Source organism: Bradyrhizobium sp. AZCC 2262, from assembly GCF_036924535.1.
In the GTDB taxonomy this organism is placed as follows: Bacteria; Pseudomonadota; Alphaproteobacteria; order Rhizobiales; family Xanthobacteraceae; genus Bradyrhizobium.
The window spans coordinates 3,387,191-3,399,381 of sequence record NZ_JAZHRT010000001.1 but is presented as its reverse complement, the minus strand read 5'-3'; the positions used below and the strand labels follow the sequence as shown (position 1 = coordinate 3,399,381).

Genomic DNA, 12,191 nt, shown 5'->3' with positions numbered 1-12,191 from the left:
ACGTTGCGGAGCAGGGCAGATGGCGTGCGGGGTCATTCTTTATTGTTCCAATCGTATTTATCGCGAAGGCCTGTCTCAGATTCTCAGCATACGTCAGGCGTTCGACGGTGTGTACGCCTGCAATGACCAGGCCAGCCTGCAAGCCCGGGTGGCGAGCGGGCGGCCTCCTGTCGTGATCCTGGTGGATATTTCGTCGGCGGCAAACGATGCCGCCAAGGCTGATTGCATCACGACGGCGCGACGGGTGAGTGGCGGACGGCCGGTCGTGGCCCTCGGGCTTGATGGCGCAGACACGGAAATTCTGGCCTCATTCGAGGCCGGCGCCAGCGCCTATGTGACGAAGGAAGAATCGATCGAGGACCTGGTACGCGTCAGTCTCGCCGCCGCCGATGGCCAATTCCTGTGTCCACCGCGCATTTCGCGGCTCATGCAGGAACGGCTGAGCGAACTCGCCGCCAGCCGCGAACGCAACGCAGGACTCGACCGCCTGTCGCGCCGCGAACACATTATTCTCGGCTTTCTGGGCGACAATCTTTCGAACAAGCAGATCGCCCGCGAACTCGGCCTGGAGGTTTCGACGATCAAGAATCACGTGCACAACATAATCGTGAAGTTGAGCGTCAAGAACAGGGTGCAAGCCGCGAGCTTCTGTCGCGCGATCTAGCGCTGACCGATCGATTTCCTGCTGCCAAGTTACCGAAGATTGCTGGAAGGCATTTTCCGCTTTTGTTTCAAATGCGCCTTGAAGGCGTTGAATATTCGTACGGATTTTGATTCCGCCATTCGGAGCTTCGATCCAGCGCTCCCAAGCTCGACTAATCCTTCTTGGGGCCCATGTGCCCCACCGAAATAATGATGGCTTCCGACCGTGGAGGGCGAGCAGGTCGACGCCATGCTTGTCGTGGCACAACAGCCCGCGATCTCTGAGGTCAACTAATCTATAATTCGCATAAGGTATATTATGGAATATATATATGTACAATTAGATCAGATGTTTAGGCGGATATTCTAGCAAACCAAGCCAGCCAGGCCGTCCTACGGGCGTTCGTTTGGCCCAAGCAATCCTGCTCCGCCAAAGGCCTGTGTTGTTGCCGCCGCGTGCGGACGCTGCAATAAGCGCGCAAGTACGTGGATGACTCGCGACGTCGCGTCATCGCAAGAACAACAAACCCTCAAGGGAGAGCCCAATGAGTTTTTCAAGACGCACGCTTCTCAAGGCATCCGCTGCGTCAGCGGTTTTGGGCGGCATCGGCGCGCCGCTGGTGGCGCGCGCCCAGACCGCCGAATTTACCTACAAGTACGCCAATAACCTTCCTGACGGCCATCCCATGAACGCCCGAGCCAAGGAAATGGCGGCGGCGATCAAGGCCGAGACCAATGGCCGGTTCGACCTGCAGATTTTCCCGAACAACCAGCTCGGTTCCGATACCGACATGTTGAGCCAGATCAGGTCCGGCGGCGTCGAATTCTTCACGCTGTCGGGGCTGATCCTGGCGACGCTGGTGCCGGCGGCATCCATCAGCGGCATCGGCTTTGCGTTCCCGGACTACGACACGGTCTGGAAGGCCATGGACGGGGGCCTGGGCGCCCATATCCGTGGCGAGATCAGCAAGGCGAACCTCGTGGTCATGGACAAGATCTGGGACAACGGCTTCCGCCAGACCACGTCGTCGACCAAGCCGATCAACGGCCCTGATGACCTCAAGGGCTTCAAGATCCGCGTGCCGGTGTCGCCGCTCTGGACCTCGATGTTCAAGGCATTCGATGCGGCGCCCGCCTCGATCAATTTCAGCGAAGTTTACTCGGCGCTGCAGACCAAGATCGTCGAGGGCCAGGAAAATCCGCTGGCGATCATCTCGACGGCGAAACTTTATGAAGTGCAGAAGTTCTGTTCGCTGACCAATCATATGTGGGACGGTTTTTGGTTCCTGGCTAACCGTCGCGCGTGGGAAAAAGTCCCTGAGGACGTCCGCGCCATCGTGGCCAAGAACATCAACGCGGCCGGCGTCAAGGAACGCGAGGATGTCGCCAAGCTGAATGCCGGGCTGCAGCAGGAACTGGCCGGTAAAGGCCTCACGTTCAACCAGCCCAACGTGACGCCGTTCCGCGACAAGCTCCGTTCAGCCGGCTTCTACGCGGAATGGAAAGGTAAATACGGCGACCAGGCCTGGGAGCTGCTCGAAAAATCGGTCGGCAAGCTGTCGTAATGTACAGCGTTTTCGCGCGGATACCGGTCCGCGCGAAGAAAACGCGTCAAACATGAGCTTTAAGTGCTGGGGGCCATTATGGCTCATGCCGAACTGAGTGAGGGCGTTGGCGGCGAGGCGGGGCAATCCCCTCGCCGCAATCTGCTGGTGTCGCTCGAACATACTCTGGGAATGCTGGTCGAGATTCCGGCCGCGTTCCTGGTTATCGCCGAAATCGTCATCCTGTTTGCCGGCGTGGTGGCGCGCTATGCGCTGCACCGGCCGCTGATCTGGTCGGATGAGCTGGCATCGATCCTGTTCCTGTGGCTCGCCATGCTGGGTGCCGCGGTTGCGTTCCGCCGCGCCGAACACATGCGGATGACGGCGGTGGTCGCCAGCGCGAAGCCCGCCATGCGGGCTTATCTCGATCTGGTGGCGACCGCGGCGGCGCTGGCGTTCCTCATCATGATTGCCTGGCCGGCTTACGAATACGCCTACGAGGAAAGTTACATCACCACACCGGCGCTGCAGATCCCGAACATCTGGCGGGCCGCGGCGCTGCCGGTCGGTATCGCCCTGATGGCGCTGTTTGCCTTCCTGCGTCTGGCCCGATCGGGCAACGTCCGGGCCGTGGTGGCTGCGATCCTGTCGGTCGCGCTCGTCATCGGGATCTTCTGGCTGCTCAGGGGTTCGCTCAAGCCGCTCGGCAATCTCAATCTGATCATCTTCTTCGTCGGTGTTGCCGGCTTCTGCGTCTTTGCCGGCGTTCCGATTGCGTTCGGGTTCGGGCTTGCGACCTACGGCTATCTGGCGCTGACGACGGGCACGCCGCTGATGGTGCTGGTTGGCCGCATGGACGAGGGCATGAGCCATCTCATCCTGCTGTCCGTGCCCCTCTTCGTCTTTCTAGGCTTGCTGATCGAGATGACCGGCATGGCGCGCGCCATGGTGGCGTTCCTGGCGAGCCTGTTGGGCCATGTCCGTGGCGGACTGCATTACGTGCTGGTCGGCGCGATGTATCTGGTGTCGGGCATCTCAGGCTCGAAGGCCGCCGACATGGCCGCCGTGGCGCCGGTGCTGTTTCCCGAGATGAAGGCGCGGGGCGCGAAGCCGGGCGATCTGGTCGCCCTCCTCTCCGCGACCGGCGCGCAAACCGAGACCATTCCGCCGAGCCTGGTGCTGATCACCATCGGCTCGGTCACCGGCGTCTCGATCGCGGCGCTGTTTACCGGCGGCCTGCTGCCCGGCCTGGTGCTGGCGATCACGCTGTCGGCGCTGGTGTGGTGGCGCTACCGGGGCGAGGACCTGCGTCATGTCACGCGGGCAAGCGGCGGCGAGATCGCCCGCGCGTTTGCCATCGCCCTGCCCGCCATCGCGCTGCCATTCGTGATCCGCTACGCCGTGGTCGAAGGCATCGCGACCGCGACCGAGGTTTCCACGATCGGCATCGTCTATGCCTTCATCGTCGGCTACCTGATTTACGGTCTCTTGATCTACCGCAATTTCGACTGGCGGCGGATCATGCCGATGTTGGTCGAGACCGCGTGCCTGTCGGGCGCGATCCTGCTGATCATCGGCTGCGCCACCGGCATGGCCTGGGGCCTCACGCAATCAGGCTTTTCGCGGACGCTGGCCGCCGCCATGACCGGCCTGCCGGGCGGCTCGGCGACCTTCATCGCCGTGTCGATCGTGGCCTTCGTGATCCTGGGCAGCGTGCTCGAGGGCATCCCGGCGATCGTGCTGTTTGGGCCGTTGCTGTTTCCGATTGCGCGGGCCGTCGGCGTCCACGAGGTTCATTATGCGATGATCGTTATCCTCGCGATGGGTATCGGGCTATTCGCGCCGCCCTTCGGAGTGGGCTATTATGCGGCTTGCGCCATCGGACGCGTCGATCCGGCCGAGGGGATCCGGCCGATCTGGGGCTACCTGCTGGCGCTGGTGGTCGGCCTTATTATCGTGGCGATCTTCCCGTGGATTTCCATCGGGTTCTTGTAAGTCTAACTTTTCAGATGGGACATAGCCGATGAGCGCAGCCCAGAACCAGTATTCGATCGGATTGGACAAGACGCCGGCGAATTACGTGCCGCTGACGCCGCTCAGCTTCCTCGCGCGCAGCGCCGCCGTTTACCCCGATCACGTCAGCACGGTCTATGAAGGCCGCAGTTTTACGTGGGCCGAGACCTATCAACGCTGCCGGCGCTTTGCCTCGTGGCTCGCTGGCCGCGGGATCGGCAATGGCGACACGGTCGCAGCGATGCTGCCGAATATCCCGGCCATGAACGAGGTGCATTTCGCCGTGCCGATGTCGGGCGCCGTCCTGAACGCGCTGAACATCAGGCTCGATGCCCCCTCAATCGCTTTCCAGCTCGACCATGGTGGCGCCAAAATCATTCTCGTCGATCCGGAATTTTCAGGTGTGATCTCTGAAGCGCTGACGCTGATGAAAGGCCAAAAACCCTTCGTCATCGATGTCGACGACACTGCCTTTGCAGGCGGCAAGCGGATCGGCGAACTCGAATATGAGGCGGCGGTTGCAGCGGGCGATCCGGGCTTCGTTGCAAAGCTGCCGGCCGACGAATGGGACGCGATCGCGCTGAGCTATACCTCGGGCACCACGGGCAATCCGAAGGGCGTCGTGACGCATCACCGCGGCGCTTATCTCAACGCCGTCAGCAATATCCTCGCCGGCAATCTCGGCCAGCATCCGGTCTATCTCTGGACGCTACCGATGTTCCACTGCAACGGCTGGTGCTTTCCGTGGACGGTCGCAGCCTCGGCCGGCATCAATGTCTGTTTGCGCAAGGTCGATCCGGCAAAAATCTTTGAGCTGATCCCCAAGCACGGCGTCACCCACATGTGCGGCGCGCCGATCGTCTACAATACGCTGATCAACGCGCCCGGTGCGCCCAAGGGTGGTAAGGCGCGCCCCGTTGTCGGATTGATCGCGGGCGCAGCACCCCCGGTCGCCGTGCTTGAAGGCGCCGAGAGCATTGGCATCAAGCTGACGCATGTCTATGGCCTGACCGAAGTCTATGGCCCCGCCTCGGTCTGCGCCGAACAGCCGGGCTGGGACCAACTGCCCGCCGACCAGCGCGCCCAGTTGAAGCGCCGGCAGGGCGTGCCCTACCCGCTGGAGGAAGCCGTCACCGTGCTCGATCCCGTGACCATGCAGGAGGTGCCGCGCGATGGGGAAACCATCGGCGAGGTGATGTTCCGCGGCAATATCGTGATGAAGGGCTATCTGAAGAACGAGAAGGCAACGCAAGAAGCCTTCGCCGGCGGCTGGTTTCACACCGGCGACCTCGGCGTGCTCGACGAGCACGGCTACGTCATCATCAAGGACCGCTCCAAGGACATCATCATCTCCGGCGGCGAGAATATCTCGTCCGTCGAGGTCGAGGACATCCTCTACAAGCACCCGGCCGTGCTGTTTGCGGCCGTGGTCGCCAAGCCCGATTCCAAATGGGGCGAAGTGCCCTGCGCCTTCGTCGAGCTCAAGGAAGGCGCCAAGGCGACCGAAGCTGACATCATCGCCTTCTGCCGCAGCCATATGTCGGGATTCAAGACTCCGAAGGCGGTGGTGTTCGGCACGATCCCGAAGACATCTACCGGCAAGATCCAGAAGTTCCTGCTGCGCAATCAGGTGGATTCGGCGAAAGCGATTTCGGCGTAATCGTAGCCGTCATTGCGAGCGAAGCGAAGCAATCCATCGCGCCGCTGGCGCAAGAGGAAAGATGGATTGCTTCGTCGCTTTGCTCCCTTGCGCAAACGCTTCGCGTTTGTCGCAGGCAATGACGACCTGGAAAAACTTGCCCAAACACTGCTACTGCGCCTGCTCCCGCTTGACCGGCGGATAAAACTGCGGCGCCTCGGTGCGCTCGTACATCCCGTAGTCGCGCATGACCTCGAAGATACGAAAATACTGGGTTGTCGGATCGGCAAACAGGCGTGAACCGAATTCGACGCCGGCATGCTCGTCCGGCAAATCGACCAGATGCGCAAAATGCGCGTCACGATAGACGCTCGCGAAAGCGTCCCGGCGCCATTCTGTCTCTGCCACCAGCGTGGCATTCTTCGATTCAGAGGCGAGGATATATGTCGGCTTGCGCCTTGCGGGGTCATTGTAGGGCGTGCGCCGCTCGGGCTGCCAGACCGGCTGCCCGGGCTTTGCCTCGTGAATGACCTGAGCGACGCGAATCCGATAGTCGGAAAAGACCCTCTCGCGGCCGATCGTCTGGACGTCATGATGGTGGGCATGGGCCCGCCAGGCCGTCAGGGCCCCCTCGTCCTGCCAGATCTGGTAGGACAGCAGCATGTTTTCCCGCGTCAAACTCCTGAAGCGATCGATGAAGAGGCAGCCGCCCATCGCCTCGAGGTCGGGTTTCAGCGAGGCCGCGAGATCGAGATATTGATCGCGGTGCCCGGGCCTTGTCTGGACTTCGAAGAACAGGCCAATCATCGAAATTCCTCCACCGCCCCGCGATCGAGTTTGTGATGCGCGACCGGCCTGCCGGGTTCTCCAGCATCAGCTTAATTCCGTCATAGGCCGGCATGATGTCCGGCGGAAGGCCCTGCCGTGTTACCTCTTAGTCGAAGTCATCCGGCGCGTGCGCGACGGGCGGGCTCAGTGCTGGCGGCATCGTCGCGACACTCCAGTATGTCGCCGGGATGGCAGTCCAGCGCTGCGGGTCCTAACCGAGCTCCAGCCGCATTCCGTCATAGGCCGGGATTACACCCGCCGGCAGGCTCTGGCGCAGCACCTCGTAGTCGAGATCGGAATGCATGTTGGTGATGACGGCGCGCTTCGGCTTGAAGCGCTCGATCCATGAAAGCGCATCGCTGACGCTGAAATGGCTGGGGTGGCCGGCATAGCGCAGCCCGTCGACGATCCAGAGGTCGAGGTTTTCCAGCGCCGGCCAGCTCTCCTCGGGAATGTCGTGGAGGTCGGGCGTGTAGGCGGCGGCCCCGATACGGAAGCCCAGCGCGGGAATCCGGCCGTGGTGAACCAGGAAGGCGGAAAGCTTCACCGGGCCGCCCTTCCCTTCGGTGGTATGGCTTTCGCCCGCTTCGATCGAATGCCGCGTCAGGATCGGCGGATAGTCGCTGCCCTCGGGCGCGATGAAGCAATAGGAGAACCGCGCCATGATGTCTTTGGCGGTCGACTGGTTGAAGTAGACCGGAATGCGCCGGCGCTGATGCAGCACGACCGAACGCAGATCGTCGATACCGTGGGTCTGGTCGGCATGCTCATGGGTCAGGAACACGGCATCGATGTGATCGACATTGGCGTCGATCAACTGCTCGCGCAGATCGGGCGAGGTGTCGATCACGATCCGCGTGGTGCCGTGCGCGCCTGTCCGCTCGACCAGCAGCGAGCAGCGGCGGCGGCGGTTTTTTGGATTATTGGGATCGCAGGCGCCCCAGCCGAGGGCCGGACGCGGCACGCCGGCAGAGGAGCCGCAGCCGAGGATCGTCAGCGTCATCGTCATGCGGTCGCCTTCGGTGCCGGCACCTTGGAGAACAGGCGGAAGAAATTTTCCGTGGTCTGCCGCGAAATCTCGTCCAGCGAGACGCCGCGCGCCTCTGCCAGCACTTTTGCGACTTCGACCACATAGGACGGCTCGTTGCGCTTGCCGCGAAACTTGCCCGGCGCCAGATAGGGCGAGTCGGTTTCGACCATGATGCGATCAGCCGGCAGCTCGGCGGCGAGTTCGCGCAAGGCTTCGGACTTCTTGAACGTCAAAATGCCCGTGAACGAGATCGACAGGCCCAGACCAATCGCCTTCATCGCCAGTTCGCGCCCGCCGGTGTAGCAATGCAGCACCGCGCGGAACGGTTCTTTTGCCACTTCGTCCTCGAGAATGCGGCCGCAGTCCTCGTCGGCCTCGCGGGTGTGGATCACCAGCGGCAGGCCAGTGACGCGAGCGGCTTCGATATGCGCGCGAAAGCCGCGCTCCTGCGCCTCGCGGGAGCCGTGTTCATAGAAATAATCCAGCCCCGCCTCGCCCAGCGCCACGACCTTCGGGTGTTTGGTCAGCTCGATCAACTCGCTTGCTGGAATGCCGTCTTCCTCATCGGCATGATGCGGATGGGTGCCGACCGAGCAATAGACATTGGGAAATCGCTCGGTGATGGCGAGCAGCCCGCCGAGCCGCTTCACCCGGGTCGAGATGGTGACGATACGGCCGATCCCCGCCGTCTCGGCGCGCGCGACAATGGCATCGAGATCTTCGGCAAAATCCGGAAAGTCGAGGTGGCAATGGCTGTCGACGAGCATGGCTTGCAAACGGCTCAATCCGCCTTTGGTTCGACGTAGCGCGGAAACACGCCGACCGGCGGCGGCAAGGCTGCGCCGGCCTTGATCCGCGTGCCGAGCGCTGCGAAGTCCCGTGCGTCCTGGGGAACGCCGAGACTGTCGAGCAGCTTGCTCGAGGCATCCGGCATCACCGGCTGCGTCAGGATGGCGACCTGCCGCACGACTTCCGCCGTCACGTACAATACGGTTTTCTGCCGGTCGGGATCGGTCTTGGCCAGCGCCCATGGCGCCTCGCCCGCGAAATAGCGGTTGGCTTCGGCGACCACGGACCACACCGCGTTCAGCCATTGATGGATCTGTTGCGTCGCCATCGCGGTCCGCGACGCCGCCAGCATGGCATCTGCCTCCGCCAGAATATCCTTGTCGTTGTCGGTGAACTCACCGGGCTCGGGCAGAACGCCGCCGAGCTGTTTGGCGATCATCGACAGCGAGCGTTGCGCCAGATTGCCGAGATCGTTGGCAAGGTCGGCATTGATGCGCGCGACGATGGCTTCATGGTTGTAGTTGCCATCCTGACCGAACGGCACCTCGCGCAGGAAGAAATAGCGCATCTGGTCGACGCCGTATTGATCGGCCAGATTGAAGGGGTCGACGACATTGCCGACCGACTTCGACATCTTCTCACCGCGGTTGAACAGGAAGCCATGCGCATAGACCCGCTTCTGCACGGGAATGCCGGCTGACATCAGGAATGCCGGCCAGTACACCGCGTGGAAGCGAATGATGTCCTTGCCGATGATGTGCACGTCCGCCGGCCAGTAGCGCCAGTTCGAATCGCTTTCGTCGGGAAAGCCGACGCCGGTGATGTAGTTGGTCAGCGCATCGACCCAGACGTACATCACGTGCTCGGGGTCGTTGGGCACCTTGACGCCCCAGTCGAACGTCGTGCGCGAAATCGACAGGTCTTTCAGGCCGCCTTTGACGAAGCTGATGACCTCGTTGCGGCGCGAATCCGGTCCGATGAAGTCCGGCTGGCTCTCGTACAGCGCCAGCAGGCGGTCCTGGTAGGCGGACAGCTTGAAGAAGTAGCTTTTCTCCTCGACCCATTCGACCGGCGAGCCCTGCGGGCCGCGGCGCACATTGTCGTCGCCGAGGACGGTTTCCTCCTCGGCGTAATAGGCCTCGTCGCGCACCGAATACCAGCCGGCATAGGTGTCGATATAGATGTCGCCGTTCTGCTGCATCCGGCTCCAGACCACCTGGACCGAGTGATGATGCGCCGGCTCGGTGGTGCGGATGAAGCGGTCGAACGACACGTTCAGCCGCTCGTCCATCTCCCTGAACCGGCCGGCATTGCGCGCGGCGAGCTCGGCGACGCCAAGCCCCTCGCTCTCGGCGGTCTGAATCATTTTCAGGCCGTGCTCGTCGGTGCCGGTCAGGAAAAACACATCCTTGCCGTTGAGCCGCTGAAACCGCGCCAGCGCGTCGGTCGCGATCGCCTCATAGGCGTGGCCGATATGCGGAATGCCGTTGGGATAGGCGATGGCGGTGGTGATGAAGTAGGTGTTGCGCGCGGCGGCTACCACCGGCTGGGCGGCAGCCGGCTTCGCGCGCGGCTTGGTTGGCTTTGCACGTTCAGCTACAGGGGCTGCCGCTACAGCGGGGTTCGCTTCCAGCGATGTTACCGCGCGCGCCTTCGTCGTTTTGTTCGCGGATTTCTTTGCCGATTTCTTGGCAGGTTTCTTGGCTGCCTTCTTCGCAGCCTTCTTCGGTGACTTCGGTGCGAGTTTCTTTGCAGCCTTCTTCGAAGCCTTGCCGGACTTCTTCACGACGCGCTTGTTCTTGGTCGCACCTGTCCTGGCGGCACGCTTTTTCGTAGCGGCCTTCTTGCTGGCGCGGGCGGGCAGCGCTTTGCGAGATTTCTTCGCCTTGCGCTTTTTCGAAGCTTTCTTTCCAGCCGTCGCCACCACGAATTCCTTTTATGCCTAAACAAGATTTGTCGGGATTGATATCCGGCGAAGCCTTACCGCGTCGCTTCCGCGAGCATCCCGAACACCGAGAAAACCAGCGGTTTTCGCTCCAGATTGTAGGATTCGGTGTCGCGCGCAGCGCGGACGATCTTTTCCCATACCTCAGCCAGCCGTGCAAGGCGGGGCAGATTCGCGTTGGCGTCGTCGGTGCGCAGCTTTTCGCCGATCCAGCGATCGATGCCGTCGATGAAAGCGGCCAGCGCCACCCGGTCGCTGGTGCCCAGCGCCTCGCCAAGCGCATGCAGCTCGCGCGGATCGACCTGCGGCAGCGTCGCCAGCAGCGCCGCGGTCCGCTGCTGCAGCTTCAGCGCGTCACCGCCGAGCAGCGTCAGCGCGCTGGATACACTCCCCTCCGCGGCCTCTGCGGCCTCCGCCAATGCCGGATCATCGGGCGCGACGTCAGCGGCCCGCGATGCCGCGCGAATGACGTCGTCGGTCGCGAGCGGCCGCAGCGGCAGCTTGCGGCAACGCGACAGGATCGTCGGCAAGGCCCGCGCCGGTGAATGGCTGGCGAGCAGGAACAGCGATCGTTGCGGCGGCTCCTCGAGAATCTTGAGCAGCGCGTTGGCGGCGTTCGGATTGAGCTCGTCGACGGTGTCGACGATGCAGACCCGCCAGCCATCCACCGCCGCGGTCGAGCCGAAGAACGAAATCGTCTCCCGCGTCTCGTCGACGGTGATCACGGTCCGCATCACGCCGCGATCGTTGAGGCCGCGTTCCAGCACCAGCAGCCCGCCATGCGCGCCGGCGCTGACCTGCCGCGCGACCGGATCGTGGGGATCGAGCGCGAGCGTCTCGGCGCGCTGCACGGACGGCGACATGGGATTGGAGTTGGCGAGCACGAAGCGGGCCATGCGATAGGCCAGCGTCGCCTTGCCGATGCCCTGCGGACCGCCGATCAGCCAGGCATGCGGAATGCGCCCGCTGCGATAGGCATTGAGCAATGCCGTCTCGGCCTCGCGGTGGCCGAACAGCTCGGCCGTTTCGCGGGGATGCCTGACCGCCACTTCCTGCTCGGTCTTTCGCGCGCTCATGCCGTACCCGCCGGGCTCGGGACCGCGAACACACGATCGCGCAGTGCGGTCCAGACGCCGGCAGCGACCGTGTCGGCATCGGCATTGGCGTCGATCAGCACGCAGCGATGCGGGTCTTCGGCGGCGATCCGCCGGTAGGCGTCGCGGAGATCCTGGTGGAATTGGAGGTCTTCTGACTCGAAACGGTCAGGCACGCCGCTGCCGCGGCGAGCGGCGGCGCGCTGTAGACCTACTTCAACCGGGATATCCAGAATGATGGTTAGGTCAGGCTTGAGGTCGCCGATGGTGACCCGCTGCATCGCGTTGAGCACGATGGGCGAGACCTGCCCCAGGCTGCCCTGGTAGGCACGGGTCGAATCCGAGAAGCGGTCGCACAGCACCCATGTCCCCTGGCTGAGCGCGGGCTGAATGACCGTGCGAACGTGATCGTCGCGGGCGGCCGCGAACAACAACGTCTCCGCGTCCGGTCCAAGCAGCTTTCCCATTCCCGACAGCACGAGATGCCGCATGATTTCCGCGCCCGGCGAGCCGCCAGGCTCGCGGGTAACGATGGCGCGCAGCTTCGCCGCGGCAAGGCGCTCGGCAAGCTTCTTGATCTGCGTGGACTTTCCGGAGCCCTCGCCGCCCTCAAACGTAATGAACTTCCCGCGTCCGGAAGGCCGCTGCAGCGTTGCCTGGGTCATGC

General features: G+C 62.9%; 10 protein-coding genes. 4 read left to right on the top strand and 6 right to left on the bottom strand.

Annotated elements, in window-relative coordinates; all coding sequences use genetic code 11:
* The first annotated feature begins 109 nt into the window (after positions 1-109).
* The 4 genes from V1283_RS16130 (at position 110) to V1283_RS16115 (ending at position 5,859) form a co-directional block, all read left to right on the top strand.
* Complete coding sequence (locus tag V1283_RS16130; protein ID WP_334387446.1) at positions 110-664, top strand: response regulator transcription factor; 555 nt, start codon at positions 110-112, stop codon at positions 662-664.
* Between the two features lie 523 nt (positions 665-1,187).
* Complete coding sequence (locus tag V1283_RS16125; protein ID WP_334387445.1) at positions 1,188-2,207, top strand: TRAP transporter substrate-binding protein; 1,020 nt, start codon at positions 1,188-1,190, stop codon at positions 2,205-2,207.
* Positions 2,208-2,285: 78 nt separating this feature from the next.
* Positions 2,286-4,181, top strand: coding sequence for a TRAP transporter large permease (locus tag V1283_RS16120; protein WP_334387444.1), 1,896 nt, complete (start codon positions 2,286-2,288; stop codon positions 4,179-4,181).
* A gap of 28 nt (positions 4,182-4,209) precedes the next feature.
* The gene (locus V1283_RS16115; protein WP_334387443.1) at positions 4,210-5,859 is read left to right on the top strand and encodes an acyl-CoA synthetase; all 1,650 of its coding nucleotides are present in this window, start codon (positions 4,210-4,212) and stop codon (positions 5,857-5,859) included.
* Positions 5,860-6,009: 150 nt separating this feature from the next.
* On the opposite strand, the gene V1283_RS16110 is transcribed toward V1283_RS16115, so the two are convergent.
* The 6 genes from V1283_RS16110 to tmk all read right to left on the bottom strand — a co-directional run bounded on the left by V1283_RS16110 (position 6,010) and on the right by tmk (position 12,189).
* On the bottom strand, positions 6,010-6,645 hold the full coding sequence (locus tag V1283_RS16110; RefSeq protein ID WP_334387442.1) for an antibiotic biosynthesis monooxygenase family protein: 636 nt from the start codon (positions 6,643-6,645) through the stop codon (positions 6,010-6,012).
* 232 nt (positions 6,646-6,877) lie between these two features.
* Complete coding sequence (locus V1283_RS16105) at positions 6,878-7,675, bottom strand: MBL fold metallo-hydrolase (RefSeq protein ID WP_334387441.1); 798 nt, start codon at positions 7,673-7,675, stop codon at positions 6,878-6,880.
* Complete coding sequence (locus V1283_RS16100) at positions 7,672-8,463, bottom strand: TatD family hydrolase (protein ID WP_334393082.1); 792 nt, start codon at positions 8,461-8,463, stop codon at positions 7,672-7,674. The genes V1283_RS16105 and V1283_RS16100 overlap by 4 nt, the downstream gene beginning before the upstream one ends.
* A gap of 14 nt (positions 8,464-8,477) precedes the next feature.
* A complete protein-coding gene (gene metG, locus V1283_RS16095; protein WP_334387440.1) occupies positions 8,478-10,409 on the bottom strand; it encodes a methionine--tRNA ligase in 1,932 nt (643 codons plus the stop codon).
* Positions 10,410-10,465: 56 nt separating this feature from the next.
* Positions 10,466-11,506 (bottom strand): DNA polymerase III subunit delta', encoded by a 1,041-nt coding sequence (locus tag V1283_RS16090; RefSeq protein ID WP_334387439.1) that lies wholly within the window; start codon positions 11,504-11,506, stop codon positions 10,466-10,468.
* Positions 11,503-12,189 carry a dTMP kinase gene (gene tmk, locus V1283_RS16085; protein ID WP_334387438.1) on the bottom strand — a complete coding sequence of 229 codons (687 nt, stop codon included), beginning with the start codon at positions 12,187-12,189 and terminating at the stop codon, positions 11,503-11,505. Before tmk ends, V1283_RS16090 begins: the two co-directional genes overlap by 4 nt.
* Positions 12,190-12,191: the final 2 nt, after the last annotated feature.

Excerpts from the sequence above, each read along its gene's own strand:
- V1283_RS16120 (WP_334387444.1), top strand. The coding sequence starts at position 2,286 with ATGGCTCATGCCGAACTGAGTGAGGGCGTTGGCGGCGAGGCGGGGCAA.
- V1283_RS16090 (WP_334387439.1), bottom strand. The coding sequence starts at position 11,506 with ATGAGCGCGCGAAAGACCGAGCAGGAAGTGGCGGTCAGGCATCCCCGC.
- V1283_RS16125 (WP_334387445.1), top strand. The coding sequence starts at position 1,188 with ATGAGTTTTTCAAGACGCACGCTTCTCAAGGCATCCGCTGCGTCAGCG.
- V1283_RS16115 (WP_334387443.1), top strand. The coding sequence starts at position 4,210 with ATGAGCGCAGCCCAGAACCAGTATTCGATCGGATTGGACAAGACGCCG.
- V1283_RS16105 (WP_334387441.1), bottom strand. The coding sequence starts at position 7,675 with ATGACGATGACGCTGACGATCCTCGGCTGCGGCTCCTCTGCCGGCGTG.
- V1283_RS16110 (WP_334387442.1), bottom strand. The coding sequence starts at position 6,645 with ATGATTGGCCTGTTCTTCGAAGTCCAGACAAGGCCCGGGCACCGCGAT.
- tmk (WP_334387438.1), bottom strand. The coding sequence starts at position 12,189 with ATGACCCAGGCAACGCTGCAGCGGCCTTCCGGACGCGGGAAGTTCATT.
- V1283_RS16100 (WP_334393082.1), bottom strand. The coding sequence starts at position 8,463 with ATGCTCGTCGACAGCCATTGCCACCTCGACTTTCCGGATTTTGCCGAA.